Raw genomic sequence first — 20,812 nt, forward strand, 5'->3', positions numbered from 1 at the left:
TTCGGGCCACGGTTTGAATTGAAGTAAACAGAAATTAACGCGTGACCTTGCTTGTATGGCAAAAGCGGTTAAAACGGCAAACGTGTCCGGAATCGGGCATGCCTGCCGGGCGATAAAACGAAGGTAAGTTGTGAAGATGAAAGCTGGTTCAAACTTCTTGAACGCCGTGTCTGCCGTTGCACTGTCGGCGAGTCTGGTTGTCACGGGCGGCTCTGTTGCCACGCTGGTTTCTGCCACTGCTGCCCAGGCGGCCGTCGTCCGGAACGTTCAGGTCCAGGGTGCCGATCGCGTCAGCGCCGAGACGGTCAAGGCAAACCTTGCGATCAAGCCCGGCAAGGCCTTCTCCAATGCCGACATCGACGACTCGGTGCGCCGCCTCTATGCGACCGGCTACTTCTCGGATGTTCGGATCTCGGTTTCCGGCGGCACGCTCGTCGTGGTCGTCAACGAAAACCAGCTGATCAACGAAGTCGTCATCAACGGCAACCGCAAGATCAAGGACGACAAGCTGCAGGGCGTTATCCGCTCGCGCTCGCTCGGCCCGTACAACGAGACGACGATCGAAGCCGACAAGCAGGCGATCCGCGATGCCTATGCCGCGATCGGCCGCAGCGATGCCACCGTCACGACGCAGACCTATCCGCTCGGCAATGGCCGCGTGAACCTTGCCTTCGTCGTCGATGAAGGTGATCGCACGAAGATCTCCCAGATCAATTTCGTTGGCAATCAGGCCTACAGCAATGGCCGCCTGCGTTCCGTCATCCTGACCAAGAAGTCGAACTTCCTGTCGTTCCTGACCCGCAAGGACGTCTACAGCCAGGAGAAGCTGCGCGCCGACGAAGAGGCGCTGCGCCAGTTCTACTTCAACAACGGCTATGCCGACTTCCGTGTCGTTTCCTCGGAAGCCGTTCTCGATGAAGCGTCGAACGAATATGTCGTGACCTTCACGGTCGAGGAAGGTCAGCGCTACAACTTCGGCGACGTGAACGTCGAATCGACGGTCGAAGGCCTCGACTCCGACGAGCTGAAGGGTCTCATCGAATCCCGTCCGGGCAAGGTCTACCGCGCCAAGGACGTCCAGGACACGATGTCCGAAATTTCGCAGCGTGTTGCGGCGAAGGGCTATCCGTTCGCTCGCGTCACGCCGCGCGGCAACCGCGACCTCGGCAACGGCACGATCGCCGTCGACTATCTCGTCGACCAGGGTGAGCGCGCCTATGTCGAGCGCATCGAGATTCGCGGCAACACCCGCACGCGCGACTACGTCATCCGCCGCGAGTTCGATATCGGTGAAGGCGACGCCTTCAACCAGGAAGTCGTCACGCGCGCCAAGCGTCGCCTCGAGGCTCTCGGTTACTTCTCCTCCGTCAACGTCACCACGGCGCCCGGCAGCGAAGCTGACCGCGTCGTTCTGATCGTCGATGTTCAGGACCAGTCGACCGGTTCGTTCGGCATCGGCGCCGGTTACGAGACGGGCAATGACGGCGGCTTCAAGCTCGAAGCCTCCATCGAGGAGAAGAACTTCCTCGGCCGCGGTCAGTATATCCGTATTGCCGCTGGCGGCGGTGCGGATTCGCGCGACTACAGCCTGTCCTTCACGGAGCCGTATTTCCTCGGCTACCGCCTTGCTGCGGGCTTCGACATATTCAAACATGAAGACAAGAGCGAAGATTTTTATGATCTGGATTCGCAGGGGTTCACCCTTCGCGTAACGGCTCCGATCACCGAAGATCTGTCGACGACGTTCAAGTACAACTATACGAAGCTGGATTACAGCGCGGACGCGGGCTTGCCAGTTGATGATCCGAGGCTTTCGTCGCCTTATTGGGATGTTGTTAAGGGTGGCCCATGGGTTCGTTCTTCGCTCTCCCATACTCTGACTTTCGACACGATCGATGATCGCACGTTGCCGCGCGACGGTATCTTTGCGCAGGTTACGCAGGAATTTGCTGGCCTCGGCGGGGATTCGGAATTTTACAAGATCACGGGTAAGGCGCGCTATTTCCATACCCTGTTGGAAGATGCGGACGTGATCGGCTCGATCGCTGTCGGCGGCGGCCATATGTGGGGCTTCGGCGACACGAAGGTCTACGACCAGTTCACGCTTTCGGCAGCTGACGTTCGTGGCTTTGAATCCGCTGGTATAGGCCCGAGGGCAAGGCAGACCACTGGTACGGGGAACAGGGATTCGATTGGCGGCACGACCTATTTCACGGTCTCCGCGGAAGCCTCATTCCCGTTGCCGCTGGTTCCGCGTGACTCCGGTTTCCGTGGCGCAGTCTTCGCGGATGCGGGCACGCTTTACGGTAACGATGTGAAGACGGGCGGCGATAATGTCTGGGGCACCAGCATGAGCCTCCGCGCTTCCGTCGGCGCCAGCATCATCTGGGCTTCGCCGTTCGGTCCGCTGCGTTTCGACTATGCGGTCCCGATCAAGAAGGAAGAGTTCGACGAGGTCCAGCGCTTCAAGTTCGGCATCGCGACCCAGTTCTGACGTATCGCGTCCAGAACCGTGAGACCATGAACGTTCTGGAGTGCCACGATGGAGCATAGCTGGTTCTTTCCGCCCCATGACGGCATTCGTCTGGGAGACCTGGCGGTAGCGCTTGGGGCGGAGCTTGCCGATGCTGCGCATGCCGACCGTGTCGTGCGCAGCGTATCGCCTGTTGCCCGGGCGAAGGACGGCGATCTCTGCTATATCCTTTCCCGCAAGATGCGCGCCGAGCTGGAGACGAGCGAGGCGACGGCGATCCTTTGTGATCGCGCGCTGGTATCGCTGATACCGGCGCATATTGCCGTCCTGGTTTCTGCGCGCCCGCATACCGCCTTCGCTATTGCCGGTGAGCTGCTGCATCCGGTCGCCATGCGTCCGGAGGCAATGACCTCGGCTGCGAGCGGCGTTGCCGCTGGTGCCTATGTCGATCCGACGGCGCGGCTTGAAGCCGATGTGACGGTCGAGCCCATGGCGGTGATCGGCAAGGGGGCGGAGATCGGCGAGGGTACGCAGATCGGACCGGGGGCCATCATCGGGCCGGGCGTCAGGATCGGCCGCAACTGTACGATTGCCGCCGGCGCGACACTCCAGTGCGCGCTCGTCGGTAACAATGTCATCATCCATCCGGGCGCCCGCATCGGCCAGGACGGCTTCGGCTACGCGCCGGGCCTCAAGCCGGGCATGATCAAGATCGTTCAGATCGGCCGCGTCATCATCCAGGATCATGTCGAGATCGGCGCGAACACGACGATCGACCGCGGCACGATGGACGATACGGTGATCGGCGAGGGCACCAAGATCGACAATCAGGTCCAGGTCGGTCACAATGTGCGCATCGGCCGGCATTGCGGCATCGTCAGCAAGGTTGGCATCGCCGGCAGCACGCGGATCGGCGACGGTGTGATGATCGGCGGCGCCTCCGGTATCAATGGCCATATCAGCATCGGCGACGGCGTGCAGATCGCCGCGATGAGCGGCGTGGTGGGCGACATTCCCCCCGGCGAGAAATATGGCGGCATTCCCGCGCGTCCCATGCGCGATTTCCTGCGCGACGTGGCGGAGATGGCCATGCGTGCCAATGCCCGTGAAAAGGGCGCTCGTGAAAAGAAGAAGGGTGGCAAGGATGAGTGACGAGACCAAGACAACGCTCGGCGTGGCCGACCTGCGCGAGATCCTGAAGCTTCTTCCCCATCGCTATCCTTTTCTGATGGTCGACAAGATCATCGAGATCGATGGGGACGATTCGGCTGTCGGCATCAAGAACGTCACGGTGAACGAGCCGCATTTCATGGGCCATTTCCCCGACCATCCGATCATGCCCGGCGTGCTGCTCGTCGAGGGCATGGCCCAGACGGCCGGCGCGATCTGCGCGCGCAAGGCCGGTACCGGCTCGAACCTCGTCTACTTCATGACGATCGACAATGCCCGCTTCCGCAAGCCGGTCGTGCCGGGGGACCGCGTGGAATTCCACGTCACCAAGCAGAAGCAGCGCGGCAATATCTGGAAGTTTCACTGCGACGCAAAAGTTGACGGGCAACTTGCCGCCGAAGCTGATATCGGCGCGATGATCGTGAAAAAGGAAGATGCCTGAAAATGATTGCCGCCAGTGCGAAGATCCATCCGCTCTCCGTCATCGAGGACGGAGCGGTCATCGGTGAGAACGTCGTCGTCGGTCCCTTCTGCCATGTCGGGCCCAAGGTCGTTCTCAAGGATGATGTGGAGCTTCTGACGCATGTGGTGGTGACGGGACGCACCGTCATCGGCCGCGGCACGCGCATCTTCCCCAATGCCGTCATCGGCGGCGATCCGCAGAGCGTGCACCACGACGGCGCGGAGACAACGCTCGATGTGGGCGAGATGTGCGTGATCCGCGAAGGCGTGACGATGAATGCCGGCACGACCGAAGGTGGCGGTAAAACGATCGTCGGCAATCACAATCTCTTCTTGGCCAATTCGCATGTCGCGCATGACTGCATTCTCGGCGACCACATCATCCTGTCGAACAACGTCATGCTGGCGGGCCATGTGAAGGTCGAGGATCGCGTCATTCTCGGCGGCGGCTCGGCCGTGCACCAGTTCACCCGCATCGGCCGCCAGGCCTTCATCGGCGGCCTTTCGGCCGTATCCTACGACGTCATCCCCTATGGCATGCTGAACGGCAATCCCGGAATTCTGGGCGGCCTCAATGTCGTCGGCATGGCGCGTGCGGGCATGGAAAAGGCGACGATCCACGAGGTCCGCCGCGCCTTCAAGCAGATTTTCGAAGGCGAGGGCTCCATCCGCGTCAATGCGGCGGCCATCCGCGATGAATACGCGAACAGCGTTCCCGTCATGCAGATCCTCGATTTCATCGCGGCTGAAAGCGACCGCGCGCTTTCTTCTCCCAACCGAGGCAAGGGCTGACCGGCATGGTTGAGAGCCGGCCCGAAGTGCGCGACCGGCTGGCCATCATCGCTGGCGGCGGCATGCTGCCGCGCTATGTCGCGGATGCGGCCCGCGCGCGGGGGGAAAGCCCCTATATCCTCGCTCTCACCAACGAATCGGGCGAGGACTGGTCGGGCTTCGACCATGAGGTCATTTCCATCGGGAACTATGCCGGCATCGGCAATGCCTTTCGCCGGCACGGCATCGGCCGCGCCGTGCTGTCGGGCTGGGTGCGCCGCCGGCCGGAATGGCGCGATATCCATGCGCCCTTCAAGGCGCTGCTCGCCGTGCCGTCCGTCGTCCGCACGCTGCTGAAGGGCGGCGACGACGCCGTTCTGAAGATGGTCATCCGGCTGATCGAGTCGGAAGGGGTGCGGGTCGTCGGCGCGCATGAAATCGTGCCCGATCTTCTCGGCAGCGAGGGGCCGCTCGGCGGCATTAAGCCGGATGCGGCGGCCGAGGCGGACATCACGGCCGCGGCCATGGCGGCGCTGGCGCTCGGCCGGCTCGACGTGGGGCAGGGCGCTGTCGCTGTGGGCGGCCGCGTGGTGGCCTTGGAAGGTGCTGAGGGCACGGACGGCATGCTGGAGCGCGTGGCGCAGCTTCGCGCCGCCGGCCGCATTTCGCAGCGCCGCAGGGGCGTTCTCGTCAAGCTCTGCAAGCCGGGGCAGGATCTGAGGGCCGACCTGCCGTCGATCGGCCTTGAAACGCTGCGGCGGGCAAAGGAGGCCGGGCTTGCCGGCATCGCCGTCGAGGCGGGCCGCTCGCTGATCCTGGAGCGCGAGGCGCTTGTCGCGGAGGCGGATGCCGGCGGTCTCTTCGTGACGGGCATCCTGCCGGAAAGATCGGAGTGAAGGCAATGACCGCGGAAACGATCAAGGTCGGCATCATCGCCGGGGAAGTCTCCGGAGACCTGCTCGGCGGCGACCTGATCGCGGCGCTGCGCACGGCCCATGACGGCAGGATCGAGCTCGTCGGCGTCGGCGGGGAGGCGCTGGAGCGGCAGGGGCTAAAGTCGCTGTTCGATTTCTCCGAGCTCTCCATCATGGGCATTTCCCAAGTATTGAAACGCCTGCCGTCGTTGCTGCGCCGCATCCGCCAGACGGCGGACGCGCTTGTCGCAGCCCGGCCGGATCTGCTGGTCATCATCGACAGCCCGGATTTCACCCATCGTGTCGCACGGCGCGTGCGCAAGGCCCTGCCGGATCTTGCTGTGGTCAACTACGTCTGCCCCAGCGTCTGGGCCTGGAAGGAAGAGCGGGCGCCGCGCATGCGCGCCTATGTCGACCGCGTGCTGGCGCTGCTGCCTTTCGAGCCGGCGGCGATGGAGCAGCTCGGCGGCCCGGTAACCACCTATGTCGGCCACCGGCTGATCGCCGACGCGGATATCCAGCGGGTACGCGCGGCGCGCCTTGCGCGCAGCACCGGTGAAGCCGGCGGGAAGACCTGCCTGTTGCTGCCTGGCTCGCGCAGCACGGAGATCAGCCGGCTGCTGCCGGTCTTCGGGGAGATGGCGGCGGAGCTTTCGGCGCGGCACGCCGGCATGCGCTTTCTCCTGCCCACTGTGCCGCGGCAGGAGGCGCTCGTCCGGCGCCTGACGGCGGACTGGCCGAACCCGCCGCAGATCACAATAACGACGGAAGAGAAATGGCAGGCCTTCTCCGACGCCGATGCGGCGATCGCCGCGTCGGGAACGGTCATCCTGGAGCTCGCGCTGGCCCGCGTGCCGGTCGTGTCCACCTACCGTTTCGACTGGATTGCCAATATCTTCCTGCGCAGGGTGAAGGTCTGGACGGCCGCCATTCCCAACCTCATCGCCGACTATGCCGTCGTGCCGGAATATCTCAACGAGCAGGTGCGCCCCGGCGTCCTGACGCGCTGGTTCGAGCGGCTTTCGGCCGACACGACGGAGCGGCGCGCCATGCTGGAGGGCTACGACCTCGTCCACGCGCGCATGCAGACGGAGCGGCCGCCCGGAGAGACCGGCGCGGCGGTGATCCTCGATCTTCTCGCAACAAAAAAGCCCGGTCGAAACTGACCGGGCTTTTTTGTCTGGCTTTCGCTGCGATCAGCGCTTGGAGACCGGCACGTAATCGCGCTTGGGCTCGCCGATATAGAGCTGGCGCGGACGGCCGATGCGCTGTTCCGGGTCCTCGATCATCTCGTTCCACTGGGCGATCCAGCCGACCGTGCGGGCGAGGGCGAAGAGCACCGTGAACATGGTGGTGGGGAAGCCGAGCGCCTTCAGCGTGATGCCGGAATAGAAGTCGATGTTCGGATAGAGCTTCTTCTCGACGAAGTAGTCGTCCGTCAGCGCGATGCGCTCGAGCTCCATGGCGACTTCCAGCATCGGGTCGTCCTTGATGCCGAGCTCGCCGAGAACCTCGTGCGTGGTCTTCTGCATGATGCGGGCGCGCGGGTCGTAGTTCTTGTAGACGCGGTGGCCGAAGCCCATCAGGCGGAACGGGTCGTTCTTGTCCTTGGCCTTGGCGATATATTCCGGGATGCGATCCACGGAGCCGATTTCGGCCAGCATGTTGAGCGCCGCTTCGTTCGCGCCGCCATGGGCCGGGCCCCAGAGGCAGGCGATGCCGGCCGCGATACAGGCGAAGGGATTGGCGCCCGAGGAGCCGGCGAGGCGAACGGTCGAGGTCGAGGCGTTCTGCTCGTGGTCGGCATGCAGGATGAAGATGCGGTCCATCGCGCGCGAGAGAACCGGGTTCGCGGTATATTCCTCGCACGGAACGGCAAAGCACATGCGCAGGAAGTTCGACGCATAGTCGAGGTCGTTCTTCGGGTAAACGAAGGGCTGGCCGATATGGTACTTGAAGGCCATGGCGGCGATGGTCGGCATCTTGGCGATCATGCGCAGCGAAGCGACCATGCGCTGGTGCGGATCGGTGATGTCGGTCGAGTCGTGGTAGAAGGCCGAGAGCGCGCCGACGACGCCGCACATGACGGCCATCGGATGGGCGTCGCGGCGGAAGCCGGTGAAGAACTTCGACATCTGCTCATGAACCATGGTGTGGTGCGTGACGCGGTAGTCGAAATCGTCCTTCTGCGCCTTGGTCGGCAGTTCGCCGTAGAGCAGCAGGTAGCAGACTTCGAGGAAGTCGCCGTGCTCGGCGAGCTGCTCGATCGGGTAGCCGCGGTGCAGCAGCACGCCTTCGTCACCGTCGATATAGGTGATCTTCGATTCGCAGGATGCCGTGGAGGTGAAACCGGGGTCGTAGGTGAAGGTACCGGTATTCTTGTACAGCGTGCCGATGTCGATCACATCGGGGCCGATCGTACCGGACCGGGTGGGCAACTCGACTGACTTGCCACCGACCGATACATCCGCGCTTGTTCCTGTCATAACGATCCTCCGTTGTTTCCAATGGTGGCACGAGGTCCGTGCCGACCCATGAACATGCTCGTTTTGCTAGCCCATTCCACCGCCTCTGCCAAGCACGACGAAAGGCAAATTGTGCATTGCGGAAACAGGCTTTCCGGCAACGCAATATCTACCCTTTCCATGAAGTTGCAAGCAACTTTTGAGGGTGCTTTGCAGATTATGGAGGGGGCATCCTTTCTGTCTTGCTTAGCATTTGGCAAGCCTACTGCCGATTGAAGATTTCCCTGTTCGATTGCATGATGGGCGAGGGGAAGCGGGGCCGATGCCATGGCCGAGGGGAAAGTCGCGGAACGGAAGGAGACGTCGGAGGCCTACGCCTTTCGCGTGGCCATCGACGACGGCGCCTTGCCGGTATCGGTGGCGGAAAGGCCACGCCTTCGTCTGCGGCTTGCTTCCTTCTTCCGAAAGATGCGCCGGTTTCTGGTGGAACTGGGCGGCGAGCGGGCCATCACGGAAGCCTTCGCCGCCGAGCGGGCCTACGGGCACTTCTTCCTCTTCGTTCCCGTCTTTCTCGGGATAGGGGCGGCGCTCTGGTATGTGGCCGCAACCGATCCGCCGCTGCATGCCATGGTCCTTTCGGCCTGCGTCACGATCTGGCCCGCCTGGCGACTGCGGCATCGGGAGGATTGGGCGGCGCTCGCCGCCGCGGCTGCCTTCCTCGTCCCCGCGGGCATGCTCTTTGCGGCCATCGAAAGCGCCCGGCTCGACACGGTCATGCTGGATGCGCCGGTGACGACGGATGTCGTTGGCCGGGTGCTGTCGCGTGAGAGCGACGAGCGCGGCGCGATCCGCTATCGCATCGCGGTCGAAGCCACCCGCGATCCGGCATTGAAGCGCGCGCCCGGCGTCGTGACCATGCTGGCGCGGATGAAGCATGCGCCGATCCCGATCGGCAGCGGCATCGAGGGGCGGGGACGGATCAGTCCGCCGTCGGGGCCGGCGCTTGTCGGCCTCAACGATTTCGCCTTCGATGCCTATTTCGCCGGCAACGGCGCCGTCGGTTATTTCTATCGCGCGCCGATCGCCGTGGCGGGCGGCGAGGCCGGATGGGACGTCAGGATCCTGCAGGAGATCGCGATCTGGCGGGACAACCTGACCGAGCATATTCGGGGCCGTATCGGCGGCGATGCGGGGGCGATCGCCGCGGCGCTGGTGACGGCCGAGCAGCGGGCGATCAGCCCGGATACGGTGGAGGCGCTGCGGCAGGCCGGGCTTGCCCATGTGCTTGCCATTTCCGGCCTGAACATGGTGCTCGCGGCCGGCACCTTCCTTGTCGGCGCGCGCATGGCGATGGCGCTCGTTCCGGGCTTTGCCGAGCGCTATCCGGCAAAGAAGATCGCCGCCGTCGGGGCGCTTGTCATGGTGACGCTCTATATCCTCGTCTCGGGCGGCGCGATCTCGGCGGTACGCTCATGGATCATGATCTGCGTGATGCTCATCGCCGTGCTTTTCGGCCGCTCGGCGATCAGCCTGCGCAATGTGGCGATCTCGGCGATCCTCATCCTGGCGGTGACGCCCTCGGCCGTCACCAATCCGGGCTTCCAGATGTCCTATGCGGCAACGCTCGGCCTCGTCGCAGGCTATGCGGCCTGGCGCGAGCGGCCGGTCCGGCGTGAGCGACGGGGAGGGCCGTTCCAGCTCTTCGGCGGTTCGGTCGGGCGCTTCCTCGGCGGGCTGCTTCTCTCCTCGATGATCGGCAGCCTTTCCACGCTGATCTATTCCATCGGTCATTTCCATCGCATTCCCGCCTACGGGCTCGCCGGAAACCTGCTCGCCATGCCGGTGATCAGCGCCATCGTCATGCCGTTCGGCATGATGGCGGTGCTGCTCATGCCCTTCGGGCTCGACGCCATTCCCTTCGCCATCATGGGCAAGGGCATCGACTGGATGATCGCGCTGTCGAAATGGGTGGCCGGCTGGGAAGGGGAGATCGTCATCGGCCGCATCCCGGCGCTCGCCTTCCTGCTGATCGGCGTCGGCGGCGGCCTGCTCTGCATCCTGCGCACGCGGCTGCGCCATGCCGGAACGGCGCTCGTCCTCGTCGGGATCGGCGTTGCCTGCTGGCCGGAGGGGCGCCCGCACCCGGAGGTCCTGGTATCGGAGGACGGCCGCCTCGTCGCCTTCCTCAGTGACGGCAGGGTGGCGGCGAACCGCACGCGCCCGCCCGGCTTCATCTACGACCAGTGGCGAAGGGCGCTCCGGCTCGGCGAGATCGTGAAACCGGACATGCGGACGACGGCCGGCCTGACGATCGAACAGGTGAAAGAAGAACCGGCCGATACGTCACCGCAAAAGCGCCCGCGCCGGAAGGCCGACCGCGGGAAGGCAGAGGCCGCCCTGATCGCGGCGCTGGAGACGGCAGAACGGAAAAACGGCTTCGTCTGCGAAAGGAAGGCTTTCTGCGCCGCCGTCTCGCCGAGTGGCTGGCGGATCGTTACGCTGGAGGACACCGCCTTTCTGGGGCTTGCCTGCGACGGGGCCGACCTAGTCGTCGTGCCCTTCGCCCTCCGGCTCGATGCCTGCCGCTCCGGCGCAAGGCTCGTCACCGCGCGGCACCTGAGAAGGACCGGTGCCCTCGAAATCAGGCCGGCGACGGATTCCGTCTCCCAGGCGCTCGGCGATGCGGCGTTCACGGGAGCCGTCGAAACGCTCGACCGCCCCTGGTCACGGCACCGAACCTACGACTGGCGCACCGACCGTTTCGAAACGGTCGCGCTGCTCAGTGATAGCGGCGGATGAGGCCGACCAGCTTGCCCTGGACCTTGACGCGGTCAGGGCCGAAGATGCGGGTCTCGTAGGCCGGATTGGCGGCTTCGAGTGCGATGGAGGCACCCTTGCGGCGGAAGCGCTTCAACGTCGCCTCCTCGTCGTCGACCAGCGCCACGATGATCTCGCCCGGATTGGCGCTGGTAGTGCTGCGGATGATGACCGTGTCGCCGTCCAGAATGCCGGCCTCGATCATCGAATCGCCCTTGACCTCCAGCGCATAGTGATCGCCGCTGCCGATCATCTCGGCCGGGACGGTGACGTCATGCGTGTTGTTCTGGATGGCGGAGATCGGCACGCCGGCGGCGATGCGGCCCATGACGGGCACCGAGACGGAAGAGGCCATTTCGGCCTGCGGCGAGGTGCGTTGTGGCGGGGCGGCGGCCGGCGCAGGCTGCTTGCCGCGGCTGCCCTCGATGACGGCGGGGGAAAAGCCGCGCCGGGGCTGGAGGCTCGGCGAATAGGCTTCCGGCAGCTTGATGACCTCAAGCGCGCGCGCCCGGTTCGGCAGGCGGCGGATGAAGCCGCGCTCCTCGAGCGCCGTGATGAGACGGTGGATGCCGGACTTGGAAGCAAGGTCCAGCGCATCCTTCATCTCGTCGAAGGATGGCGGAATGCCCGATTCCTTCATACGCTCATGGATGAACAGCAGGAGTTCCTGTTGTTTGCGCGTCAGCATGGCATCCCCATCGAGAATCGTGAAACAAATCCAGAACAGACACTATCTGTTCCATATGTGTTCCGCAAGGGGCCGCTGAAACAATAATGCCGCTCAGGCGGCAGGCTCGCGCAGGAGGAGGACGTCGCAAGGGGTGCCGGCGTCCGCGGCGGGCGCGTGCGGCGCGCGGATCAGCAGCCCCTCGGATTCGGCGAAGATCTTCATCATCGAGGAATCCTGCTTGTCGAAGGGCGTGACGAGGAGTTCGCCGGCCGGGCCGCGGGCGATGCGGGCGCGGACATAGTCCTGCCGGTGGTCGTTCTCGCGGAGCGGCACGGCGGCGATCGCCTTGTGCAGGCGGCTCTTCGGCGGCAGGTGGGCGAGGCGGCGGACCAGCGGCTCCAGGAAGAGCAGCGAGCAGACCATGCTGGAGACGGGATTGCCGGGCAGGCCGACGAACTGGACCGGGCCGAGCCGGCCGACCATCAGCGGCTTTCCGGGCCGCATGGCGATGCGCCAGAAGTCGAGTTCCATGCCGGCCTCGCCGAGCACCGGCTGGACGAGGTCGAAATCGCCGACGGAGGCGCCGCCCAGTGTCACCAGCACGTCGATATCGAGCGACAGGGCATTGCGCACCGCTTCGAGGATAGCCTGCTTGTCGTCACCGACGATGCCGAGATCGACGATCTCCGCGCCGGCCTCGCAGGCGATGGCCGAGACGCCGTAGGTGTTGGAGGCGATGATCTGGCTTGCGCCGGGGGATGCGCCGGGCGGCACGAGCTCGTCGCCGGTCGCCAGGACCGCGATGCGCGGGCGGGCATAGACGGCGAGCGTTGCATGGTTCATCGCGGCGGCGACGGTCAGGCGGCCGGGATCGAGCACGTCGCCGGCGCGCAGCACGATATCGCCCTCGAAGAAATCCTGGCCCCGCGGACGGATGTGGCGGCCCTTCGGCGTGAGGAAAGTGGTACGGATGCGGCCGTCTTCCAGCCGTTCCGCGTCTTCCTGCAGGAGAACCGTGTCAGCGAAAGCGGGCAAAGGGGCGCCGGTGAAGATGCGCACGGCCTCGCCCGGACCTGCCGCCCCCTCGAAGGCATGGCCGGCGGCGGAGGTGCCGACGACCTTGAGGACGGAACCGAGTTCGGCGATGTCCTCATGGCGGACGGCGTAGCCGTCCATGGCGGAATTGTCGAAGGGCGGCTGGGTGAGGCGAGCGGCGACGTCCTCGGCGAGCACACGGCCCGCAGCCTCGTGCAGACGCACCGTCTCCGTCCGTTGCACGGGCCTTGCCGCGGAAAGCAGACGGTCGAGGGCATCGGAAACGGGCAGGAGGGACATCAGGCATCTCCGCGTTTGTAATCGCCCGAGCGTCCGCCGGATTTTTCGCGCAGGCGCACGCCGCCGATCTCCATCTCCCTGTCAGCGGCCTTGGCCATGTCGTAGATGGTGAGGCAGGCGACGCTGACGGCCGTCAGCGCCTCCATCTCGACGCCCGTGCGGCCGGTGAGCTTCGCCATGGCCTCGACGCGCAGGCCCGGCAGCGTGCGGTCCTCGCGAATGTCCACGGCGACCTTTGTCAGCATCAGCGGGTGGCAGAGGGGAATGAGGTTCGACGTCTGCTTGGCGGCCATGATGCCGGCAAGGCGCGCCGTGCCGATCACGTCACCCTTCTTCGCGTCACCCTTGAGGATGAGGTCGAGGGTGGCCGGCGCCATGCGCACGAAGCCTTCGGCGACGGCGACGCGCACCGTCTCGGCCTTGTCGCCGACATCCACCATGTTGGCCTCGCCGGAAGCGTCGATATGGGTGAGCGTCCGGCCGTCCCCAGCCATCATTCGGCTGCCAGCATGCCGGCCTTGCCGGTCAGCAGCTCGCGGGTGGCGGCGGTCACGTCGTCCTTGCGCATCAGGCTTTCGCCGACGAGGAAGGTTGAGATGCCGACCTTGCCGAGGCGTTCGCAATCGGCATGGGTGAAGATGCCGCTTTCGCCGACGAGCAGCCGGTCGTCCGGCACCATGCCGGCGAGTTTCTCCGAAACGGCGAGGTCGACCTCGAAGGTGCGCAGGTTGCGGTTGTTGACGCCGACGAGCTTGGATTTCAGCTTCAGCGCCCTTTCCATTTCAGCTTCGTCATGCACCTCGATCAGCACGTCCATGCCGAGCGAGAAGGCGGCGTCCTCCAGCATCTTCGCGGCATCGTCGCTGAGCGAGGCCATGATGATGAGGATGCAGTCCGCGCCCCAGGCGCGCGCTTCCAGCACCTGGTAGGTGTCGAACATGAAATCCTTGCGCAGAGCGGGCAGGGCGCAGGCCTGACGGGCGGCCGTCAGGAATTCCGGAGCGCCCTGGAAACTCGGCGTGTCGGTGAGCACGGAAAGGCAGGCCGCGCCGCCGGCCTCATAGGCCCGGGCGAGCGCCGGCGGATCGAAATCCGGCCGGATGAGGCCCTTGGAGGGGCTTGCCTTCTTGATCTCGGCGATGAGGCCGAAGCGGCCTTCGGCCTTCCGGTCCCTGAGGCTGGCGAAGAAGCCGCGCGGCGGCTCCTGGTCGCGGATGCGGGCGCGAAGCTCGGCGGGGGCGACACGCGCCTTGGCGGCGGCGATCTCTTCCAGCTTGTAGGCTTCGATCTTCTTGAGGATGTCGGTCATGGCCAATCCTACTCCGCCTGTCCCTCGTTGGAAACCGCGACGAGGCGTTCCAGTGCGGCGCTGGCGCGGCCGCTTTCCAGCGATTGCGTGGCGAGCTTCATGCCCTCCGCCAGCGTCTCCGCCTTGCCGGCAATGACCAGCGAAGCGGCGGCATTGGCGAGCGAGATGTCCCGGTAGGGCATGTGCGCGCCGCCGAGCACGGAGAGGAGGGCGGCGGCATTGTGCATGCCGTCGCCGCCGCGAAGGTCGTCAAGTTTCACCTGCGCGAGGCCGAAATCGGCGGGCGTCAGCTCGAAGGTGCGGATCTTGCCGTTTTCGAGGGCGGCAACCTGCGTGGTGCCGGTCGTGGTGATCTCGTCGAGGCCCTCGCCATGCACGACCCAGATGCTTTCCGAGCCGAGATCGCGCATCACCTCGGCGATCGGCACCAGCCATTGCGGCGAGAAGACGCCGAGGAGCTGGCGCTTGACGCCGCCGGGATTGGAGAGCGGGCCGAGCAGGTTGAAGATGGTGCGCGTACCGAGCTCGACGCGCGAGGGACCGACATGCTTCATCGCCGAATGATGCAGCTGGGCGAACATGAAGCCGAGGCCGGCATCGTGCACGCAACGGGCGATCTCGGCCGGGCCGATATCAAGCTTCACGCCGAGGCAGGAGAGGGCGTCCGCGGTGCCCGACTTCGAGCTGAGCGCCCGATTGCCGTGCTTGGCGACGGGAACGCCGGCGCCCGCGACGATGATCGCCGCGAGCGTCGAGATATTGTAGGTGCCAGCGCCGTCGCCGCCCGTGCCGACGATGTCGATGGCGTCCGCCGGCACGTCGACCGGCAGCATGCGGGCACGCATGGAGCCGACGGCGCCGTAGATCTCGTCCACGGTCTCGCCGCGCACGCGCAGCGCCATCAGGAAGCCGCCGATCTGCGAGGGCGTGGCGGCGCCCGACATGATGATCTCGAAGGCGCCGCGCGCCTCCTCGCGATCGAGCGCGGCGCCGGTGGCGACCTTGGCGATATAGGGTTTCAGATCGGACATGCGGTGCCTTTCTGCCTTATCGCGCGATGCTCTGCTCGGCGAGCGTGCGGTTGATGGAGACGCCGTAGGCCGATTGCAGCGAGCTGACCATCTGGTCGAGGATGTCGTCGCCGCTGGTGCGGGCGACGGCGACGATCTGCTGCTCGTCGTTCGAGAGCGCGTCGGTCGCGGCGTCCGCGTTCACCTCGGTGACCTTCAGCAGGATCTGGCCCTCGCCGTCGACGCCGGGCGCGGCGGCGACCTGGCCGAGCGGGCCGGCAAAGGCGGCAGCGACGGCCGCCGGGCTCAGCACCGGATCCTGCGCGCCGCGATGAAGGCCTACCTTGTTTTCGACGACCATGCCGAGCTCGGCGGCGATGGCGGCAAGATCGCCGCCCTTGCGCACGCGCTCGGCCAGTTCCTCTGCCTTTTTGGCGAGGGTCTGGCGCTGCTGCTCGGCCGTCCAGTCGGCGACGACGCGCTCACGCACCTCGTCGAGCGTGCGGTCGCGTTCCGGGATCACGTCGAGCACCTCGAACCAGGCATAGCCTTCGCGGCCAACATTGATCGGCTGGGTCTCCATGCCGACATCCGTCTTGAAGACTTCGCCGAGCAGGGAGGATTCTTCCGGCAGTCCGGCGATCTCGTCGCCCTTCTGGTCGTTGCCCTGGGCGTCGGCGGCCTCGACAGTCACGGCCTTCAGGTTGTTCTTGGCGGCGGCTTCCTCGAGGGTGAGGCCGTCCGCGCGGCTGTCCTCGAGGCGGTCGTGGACGGCGAGGATGCCGTCGGCGGCTTCCGAAAGGGCAAGCTCGCTGCGCAGCTCTTCCTTGACGTCATCGAAGGTCTTCATCGTTTCCGGGCGGATATTGGTCACGCGCAGGATGATGGGGCCGAAGGTGCCGTCGATCACCGGCGTCGTGCCGCCGTTCTCGGCCACGGCGAAGGCGGGGTCGGCCAGCTTCTGGTCCGGCATGTTCTCTTTGGTGAAATCGCCGAGCAGGACGTCAGCGGCGGTCTTGCCTTCCTCCGTGACGAGTGCGTCGAAGGTCGTGCCGGAAGCGAGCTTGACAGCGGCGGCATCCGCGCCGGCGCGATCCTTGAAGGTCAGCTGCTCGACGGTGCGCGTGGCGGGCGTGCGGTACTTTTCCTTGACGCGCTCGTATTCGGCCTTCAGCGCGTCATCGGTGATGGTGGAGGCGTCCGCGATGTCCTTCGGCTCCAGCGAGACATAGACGAACTTGCGGTATTCCGGCGCGCGGTACTTCGCCTTGTTCTGCTCGAACCAGGGGGCGAGCACGTCGTCGCCCGGTGCCTTCACGGGGTCGATATTGGCGTTGCTGAGCAGCAGGTAATCGATGGTGCGCGCTTCGTTGCGGTACTGGCGCAGCGCATTGGTCAGCACGTCGGGCGCTTTGTAACCGTCGGAAACGGCTTCCACGACCTGGGTGCGGATGGCGACCTGGCTGCGGTTGCTGATATAGTCGTTCTCGCGCAGGCCGGCATTGCGCAGGATGGCGGAGAAGGCCGTGCGGTCGAACTGGCCGTTGACGCCGCGGAAGGCCGGGTCGTCGGCGATCAGGCGGGCGAGACGGCCTTCGGACAGGCCGAGATTCATGTCGCGCGAAAGCTGGTCGAGCGAGGCGCCCGCGACGAGTTCGGCGAAGACCTGATTCTCGACGCCGAAGGCACGGGCCTGCTCGGCGTTCAGCCGCATGCCGAAGCGCTGCGACATGGTGGCGACCTGGCGCTCGTAGGCGAGGCGGAAGTCGGTGGGCGAAACCTTGACGTCGCCGACGGTGACGACGGCGTTCGAACCGCCGGTGACGATCGTGTTCGAAACACCCCAGACAGCGAACGAACCGACCAGAACGATCATCAGGGCTTTTGCCACCCAGGTCTGGGCGGCGTGTCTCAGGGCGTCGAGCATCGTCTAAACTTCCTCATAGCGGCGGCCATGCGGCCGGAGATCGTCTCTTAACGGAAAGTTTGCGGGAATTGAAGTCCGCGGAACATGCGGAATGATGGGGTGGAATAGCGGGCAAAATGCGCGATGCCGCAAATCGGTCAGGCATCGCCGATTTTGTTTGCCGGCAAATCAAAATTTTCTGAAATTATTGGCATATTCCGGCTGAATTCCCCTGTCATAATTTGAGAATTCGTGGTCGGATACAGGATCGCTGCAGTGAGTCAGCGCGCTGGCCCTTGCAGGAAGGAGTGCAGACGTGGAATCCACGATCGTCATGATCAACCTTTTCGGCGCGGTCGCGCTGCTGCTTTTCGGCCTCGCGCTGGTCAAGGACGGCATGACGCGGGCCTTCGGCGTCAAGTTGCGATCGGGGCTGGCGCTCGGCACGCGCGGGCCGTTCCGCTCCTTCTTCGCCGGTTTCGTCGCCACCGTCGCGCTGCAGAGTTCGACGGCGACGGCGCTGATGATCGCCTCCTTCGTGGAAAAGAACCTCGTGCGGGCCCGCATGGCGCAGATCGTGCTGCTCGGCGCCAATATCGGCACCGCCGTCACCGCCTGGCTGGTGGCGACCGGCATCGAATCGATCTCGCCGCTGATCATCCTCGTCGGCGTCGTGTTCTACAAATCGTCCGGCTCCTCGGCGCGGCAGGGCCTAGGCTCGGCCCTCGTCGGCATCGGCCTGATGCTGCTTTCGCTGCATCTCCTCAGCCTCGCGACGGAGCCGATGCGCCAGTCGCCGGCGCTTGCCGCCTTCCTGACGCTGCTGGGCGACGCCTGGCCCGCCGCGCTCGCCTTTTCCACCGTGCTCGCCATCATCTCCTCGTCCAGCCTTGCGGTGGTCGTGCTCATCCTGTCGCTGGCGGCGATGGGCATCCTGTCGCCGGCGCTGACGGTGATCCTCGTGCTCGGCGCCAATCTCGGCGGGGCCGTGCCGCCGGTCATCGCGACGCTCAAGGCGGCCGCCTCCGCCCGGCGCGTGACGCTCGGCAACCTCCTCGTGCGCGGCATCGGCTGTCTGGTCGTACTGCCTTTCGCCGGGCAGGTCGCCGATCTTCTGGCGGCGCTGCCGCTTCCGGCGACGAAGCTGCCGGTCGACGTGCACCTTGCCTTCAACATCGTCGTCGCGCTGGTGTTCTGGCCGCTCTCCAGTCCGCTGTCGCGCCTTATGGAGAAGCTGGTGCCGGAGGAGAAGCCGGAAGATACCGGGCCGAAATATCTCGACGATTCGGCGCTCTCGACCCCGGTCGTCGCGCTGTCCGGCGCGACGCGCGAGGTGCTGCGCGTCGGCGACCTCATCGAGGCCATGCTCATCCGCACCATGCGCGCCTTCAACGAGAACAACCTTTCGCCGCTGAAGGACGTCGGCGAGCTGGAGCACCAGGTCGATGCCCTGCAGCAGGAGGTGAAGATCTATCTCTCCCGGCTCGGCCGGCAGGGTGTCAGCGGCGAGAGCGCGGCGCGCTCGATCATCATCATCGACTATGCCATCAATCTCGAACATGTCGGCGACATCATCGAAAAGGGATTGCAGGAGCAGGTGCGCAAGAAGATCGTCAACGGGCTGAAATTCTCCGAGGACGGCTACAAGGAGCTTGCCAACCTCTTCAACCTGACCATCGAGAACCTGCGCATCGCCCAGACGATCTTCGTCACGCGCGACACGGGCCTTGCCCGCCAGTTGATGGAAGTGAAGGTCGATGTGCGGCGCATGGAGAAGCAGTCGTCCGAGCGCCACCTCGAACGGCTGCGCGACGGCCGGCTCGACAGCCTCCAGACGAGCTCGCTGCATCTCGACATGCTGCGCGACTTGAAGCGCGTCAACGCGCATCTCGTCTCCGTCGCCTATCCGATTCTCGACGAGAGCGGCCAGCTCACGGAAAGCCGCCTGCGTAGCAACGCGAATTGAAGCGCGGAGGAATCCCTTTGTCTCCCGCTGTACCTTTTTGCTAAGGAACGGCGTCGAATACGGGTGAACGAGGGATTCCCATGACCGCAGACCGGACGAAGCGCAACTGCCTGGCCGTCATCCTGGCCGCCGGCGAAAGCACGCGGATGAAGTCCGCGCAGTCCAAGGTGCTGCATCCGGTTGCCGGCCGGCCGATGATCGCGCATGTCGTCGACGCGCTGGCAAAGGCCGGCATCGCCGATATAGCGCTGGTGCTCGGGCGCGATGCGGAAAAGGTCGAGATCGCCGCCCGGAACGAGGCGGTCAGCAGCTCCGTCCATATCCAGACCGAACGGCTCGGCACCGCCCATGCCGTGCTCGCGGCGCGCGAGGCGATCGCCAGGGGCTACGACGATGTGCTCGTCGTCTTCGGCGACACGCCGCTCATCACCGAGGCACCGCTAGTCGCCGCGCGGGACGGGCTTGCCAATGGCGCGGATGTTGTCGTCATCGGCTTCGAGACGGCCGATCCGACCGGTTACGGTCGCCTGATCGTCGAGAACGGCGAGCTTCTGGCGATCCGCGAGCACAAGGATGCCAGCGAGGCCGAACGCGCCATCACCTATTGCAACGGCGGCCTGATGGCCATCGACGGGCGCAAGGCGCTCGACCTGATCGGCCGGATCGGTAACAGCAACGCCAAGGGCGAATACTATCTCACCGATATCGTCGAGGTGGTGCGCGCTGCCGGCGGCCGGGCAATCGCCGTGGAAGCGCCCGAGGAGGAGCTGACCGGCTGCAACACGCGCGCCGAGTTGGCGGTGATCGAACGCCTCTGGCAGCAGCGGCGCCGCCACGAGATGATGCTCGACGGCGTGTCGATGATCGCGCCGGAAACGGTGTTCCTCGCCTATGACACGAAGATCGGCCGCGACGTGACCATCGAGCCGAACGTGGTCTTCGGGCCGGGCGTGAGCATCGAAAGCGGCGCTCTCATCCATTCCTTCTCGCATATCGAGGGCGCGCATGTCTCGGCCGGGGCCGAGGTCGGCCCCTATGCGCGCCTGCGGCCGGGCGCCAATCTCGGCGAGGGCTCGAAGGTCGGCAATTTCTGCGAGGTGAAGAAGGCGGAGATCGGGGCGGGCGCCAAGGTCAACCACCTCACCTATATCGGCGATGCCTTCATCGGCGGGCGCACGAATATCGGCGCCGGCACCATCACCTGCAATTACGACGGCATCAACAAGCATGTGACGCGCATCGGCACGGATGCCTTCATCGGCTCCAATTCGGCGCTCGTCGCCCCGATTTCCATCGGCAACGGGGCCTATGTCGCCTCCGGCAGCGTGGTCACCGCGGACGTGCCGGACGATGCCGTCGCCTTCGGCCGGGCGCGGCAGGAAAACAAGGAGGGCAGGGCCGTCCTCATCCGCGAGCGCAACAAGGCGCTCAAGGATGCGAAAAAGAAGGCGGCGACGTAATTCGCCGATTGGGCGCGCCCACGTTAACGATTGCAATCGAAAGTGAGCGCGGCCGTGTTGCGCCGCAGGAAAAAAACTCTACGA

At 65.2% G+C, this 20,812-nt stretch carries 17 protein-coding genes; 10 read left to right on the forward strand and 7 right to left on the reverse strand.

Annotated features, from left to right (window positions below; translation table 11 throughout):
- The first annotated feature begins 136 nt into the window (after nucleotides 1–136).
- The 6 genes from bamA to lpxB are packed head-to-tail and all read left to right on the forward strand — an operon-like array spanning nucleotide 137 to nucleotide 6,956.
- Nucleotides 137–2,494: an outer membrane protein assembly factor BamA gene (gene bamA, locus ShzoTeo12_RS07220; RefSeq protein ID WP_318911894.1), complete on the forward strand. Its 2,358-nt coding sequence runs from the start codon at nucleotides 137–139 to the stop codon at nucleotides 2,492–2,494.
- A gap of 48 nt (nucleotides 2,495–2,542) precedes the next feature.
- Nucleotides 2,543–3,625, forward strand: a complete 1,083-nt coding sequence (gene lpxD, locus ShzoTeo12_RS07225) for a UDP-3-O-(3-hydroxymyristoyl)glucosamine N-acyltransferase (RefSeq protein WP_318911895.1) — start codon at nucleotides 2,543–2,545, stop codon at nucleotides 3,623–3,625.
- Nucleotides 3,618–4,085 carry a 3-hydroxyacyl-ACP dehydratase FabZ gene (gene fabZ, locus ShzoTeo12_RS07230; RefSeq protein ID WP_119259219.1) on the forward strand — a complete coding sequence of 156 codons (468 nt, stop codon included), beginning with the start codon at nucleotides 3,618–3,620 and terminating at the stop codon, nucleotides 4,083–4,085. Before lpxD ends, fabZ begins: the two co-directional genes overlap by 8 nt.
- Nucleotides 4,082–4,897, forward strand: a complete 816-nt coding sequence (lpxA, locus tag ShzoTeo12_RS07235) for an acyl-ACP--UDP-N-acetylglucosamine O-acyltransferase (RefSeq protein WP_318912394.1) — start codon at nucleotides 4,082–4,084, stop codon at nucleotides 4,895–4,897. The genes fabZ and lpxA overlap by 4 nt, the downstream gene beginning before the upstream one ends.
- Nucleotides 4,898–4,902: 5 nt before the next feature.
- Nucleotides 4,903–5,772, forward strand: a complete 870-nt coding sequence (locus ShzoTeo12_RS07240; RefSeq protein WP_318911897.1) for an LpxI family protein — start codon at nucleotides 4,903–4,905, stop codon at nucleotides 5,770–5,772.
- 5 nt (nucleotides 5,773–5,777) lie between these two features.
- On the forward strand, nucleotides 5,778–6,956 hold the full coding sequence (lpxB, locus tag ShzoTeo12_RS07245) for a lipid-A-disaccharide synthase (protein WP_318911899.1): 1,179 nt from the start codon (nucleotides 5,778–5,780) through the stop codon (nucleotides 6,954–6,956).
- A 30-nt stretch (nucleotides 6,957–6,986) separates the two neighbouring features.
- On the opposite strand, the gene gltA is transcribed toward lpxB, so the two are convergent.
- A complete protein-coding gene (gene gltA, locus ShzoTeo12_RS07250; RefSeq protein WP_119256371.1) occupies nucleotides 6,987–8,276 on the reverse strand; it encodes a citrate synthase in 1,290 nt (429 codons plus the stop codon).
- 48 nt (nucleotides 8,277–8,324) lie between these two features.
- Here gltA and ShzoTeo12_RS07255 point away from each other — a divergent pair, with 48 nt between their 5' ends.
- Nucleotides 8,325–8,531 (forward strand): hypothetical protein, encoded by a 207-nt coding sequence (locus tag ShzoTeo12_RS07255; protein ID WP_318911903.1) that lies wholly within the window; start codon nucleotides 8,325–8,327, stop codon nucleotides 8,529–8,531.
- Between the two features lie 51 nt (nucleotides 8,532–8,582).
- On the forward strand, nucleotides 8,583–11,054 hold the full coding sequence (locus ShzoTeo12_RS07260; RefSeq protein WP_318911905.1) for a ComEC/Rec2 family competence protein: 2,472 nt from the start codon (nucleotides 8,583–8,585) through the stop codon (nucleotides 11,052–11,054).
- Here the strand turns inward: ShzoTeo12_RS07260 and lexA are convergent.
- The 6 genes from lexA to ShzoTeo12_RS07290 form a co-directional block, all read right to left on the reverse strand.
- Complete coding sequence (lexA, locus tag ShzoTeo12_RS07265) at nucleotides 11,035–11,760, reverse strand: transcriptional repressor LexA (RefSeq protein ID WP_318911907.1); 726 nt, start codon at nucleotides 11,758–11,760, stop codon at nucleotides 11,035–11,037. The genes ShzoTeo12_RS07260 and lexA overlap by 20 nt on opposite strands.
- A 93-nt stretch (nucleotides 11,761–11,853) precedes the next feature.
- Nucleotides 11,854–13,077 (reverse strand): gephyrin-like molybdotransferase Glp, encoded by a 1,224-nt coding sequence (gene glp / locus ShzoTeo12_RS07270; RefSeq protein WP_318911908.1) that lies wholly within the window; start codon nucleotides 13,075–13,077, stop codon nucleotides 11,854–11,856.
- A complete protein-coding gene (moaC, locus tag ShzoTeo12_RS07275) occupies nucleotides 13,077–13,571 on the reverse strand; it encodes a cyclic pyranopterin monophosphate synthase MoaC (RefSeq protein ID WP_413251145.1) in 495 nt (164 codons plus the stop codon). The genes glp and moaC overlap by 1 nt, the downstream gene beginning before the upstream one ends.
- Complete coding sequence (gene trpC, locus ShzoTeo12_RS07280) at nucleotides 13,571–14,386, reverse strand: indole-3-glycerol phosphate synthase TrpC (RefSeq protein ID WP_318911911.1); 816 nt, start codon at nucleotides 14,384–14,386, stop codon at nucleotides 13,571–13,573. Before trpC ends, moaC begins: the two co-directional genes overlap by 1 nt.
- A gap of 8 nt (nucleotides 14,387–14,394) precedes the next feature.
- On the reverse strand, nucleotides 14,395–15,417 hold the full coding sequence (gene trpD, locus ShzoTeo12_RS07285; protein WP_318911913.1) for an anthranilate phosphoribosyltransferase: 1,023 nt from the start codon (nucleotides 15,415–15,417) through the stop codon (nucleotides 14,395–14,397).
- 16 nt (nucleotides 15,418–15,433) lie between these two features.
- A complete protein-coding gene (locus ShzoTeo12_RS07290; protein WP_318911915.1) occupies nucleotides 15,434–17,323 on the reverse strand; it encodes a peptidylprolyl isomerase in 1,890 nt (629 codons plus the stop codon).
- Nucleotides 17,324–17,618: 295 nt separating this feature from the next.
- Between ShzoTeo12_RS07290 and ShzoTeo12_RS07295 the strand changes: the two genes are divergently transcribed.
- Together ShzoTeo12_RS07295 and glmU are read left to right on the forward strand one after the other, a co-directional pair.
- The gene (locus tag ShzoTeo12_RS07295; protein ID WP_119256365.1) at nucleotides 17,619–19,268 is read left to right on the forward strand and encodes a Na/Pi cotransporter family protein; all 1,650 of its coding nucleotides are present in this window, start codon (nucleotides 17,619–17,621) and stop codon (nucleotides 19,266–19,268) included.
- 80 nt (nucleotides 19,269–19,348) lie between these two features.
- Nucleotides 19,349–20,728, forward strand: coding sequence for a bifunctional UDP-N-acetylglucosamine diphosphorylase/glucosamine-1-phosphate N-acetyltransferase GlmU (glmU, locus tag ShzoTeo12_RS07300; RefSeq protein WP_318911916.1), 1,380 nt, complete (start codon nucleotides 19,349–19,351; stop codon nucleotides 20,726–20,728).
- Nucleotides 20,729–20,812 lie beyond the last annotated feature (84 nt).

The organism is Shinella zoogloeoides (genome assembly GCF_033705735.1).
Taxonomy (GTDB): Bacteria; Pseudomonadota; Alphaproteobacteria; order Rhizobiales; family Rhizobiaceae; genus Shinella; species Shinella zoogloeoides_A.

What these genes read in the sequence shown, in the direction of transcription:
- bamA (WP_318911894.1), top strand. Translation starts at nt 137, where the DNA reads ATGAAAGCTGGTTCAAACTTCTTGAACGCCGTGTCTGCCGTTGCACTG.
- lpxD (WP_318911895.1), top strand. Translation starts at nt 2,543, where the DNA reads ATGGAGCATAGCTGGTTCTTTCCGCCCCATGACGGCATTCGTCTGGGA.
- fabZ (WP_119259219.1), top strand. Translation starts at nt 3,618, where the DNA reads ATGAGTGACGAGACCAAGACAACGCTCGGCGTGGCCGACCTGCGCGAG.
- ShzoTeo12_RS07240 (WP_318911897.1), top strand. Translation starts at nt 4,903, where the DNA reads ATGGTTGAGAGCCGGCCCGAAGTGCGCGACCGGCTGGCCATCATCGCT.
- lpxB (WP_318911899.1), top strand. Translation starts at nt 5,778, where the DNA reads ATGACCGCGGAAACGATCAAGGTCGGCATCATCGCCGGGGAAGTCTCC.
- gltA (WP_119256371.1), bottom strand. Translation starts at nt 8,276, where the DNA reads ATGACAGGAACAAGCGCGGATGTATCGGTCGGTGGCAAGTCAGTCGAG.
- ShzoTeo12_RS07255 (WP_318911903.1), top strand. Translation starts at nt 8,325, where the DNA reads ATGAACATGCTCGTTTTGCTAGCCCATTCCACCGCCTCTGCCAAGCAC.
- ShzoTeo12_RS07260 (WP_318911905.1), top strand. Translation starts at nt 8,583, where the DNA reads ATGGCCGAGGGGAAAGTCGCGGAACGGAAGGAGACGTCGGAGGCCTAC.
- lexA (WP_318911907.1), bottom strand. Translation starts at nt 11,760, where the DNA reads ATGCTGACGCGCAAACAACAGGAACTCCTGCTGTTCATCCATGAGCGT.
- glp (WP_318911908.1), bottom strand. Translation starts at nt 13,077, where the DNA reads ATGTCCCTCCTGCCCGTTTCCGATGCCCTCGACCGTCTGCTTTCCGCG.
- moaC (WP_413251145.1), bottom strand. Translation starts at nt 13,571, where the DNA reads ATGGCTGGGGACGGCCGGACGCTCACCCATATCGACGCTTCCGGCGAG.
- trpC (WP_318911911.1), bottom strand. Translation starts at nt 14,386, where the DNA reads ATGACCGACATCCTCAAGAAGATCGAAGCCTACAAGCTGGAAGAGATC.
- trpD (WP_318911913.1), bottom strand. Translation starts at nt 15,417, where the DNA reads ATGTCCGATCTGAAACCCTATATCGCCAAGGTCGCCACCGGCGCCGCG.
- ShzoTeo12_RS07290 (WP_318911915.1), bottom strand. Translation starts at nt 17,323, where the DNA reads ATGCTCGACGCCCTGAGACACGCCGCCCAGACCTGGGTGGCAAAAGCC.
- glmU (WP_318911916.1), top strand. Translation starts at nt 19,349, where the DNA reads ATGACCGCAGACCGGACGAAGCGCAACTGCCTGGCCGTCATCCTGGCC.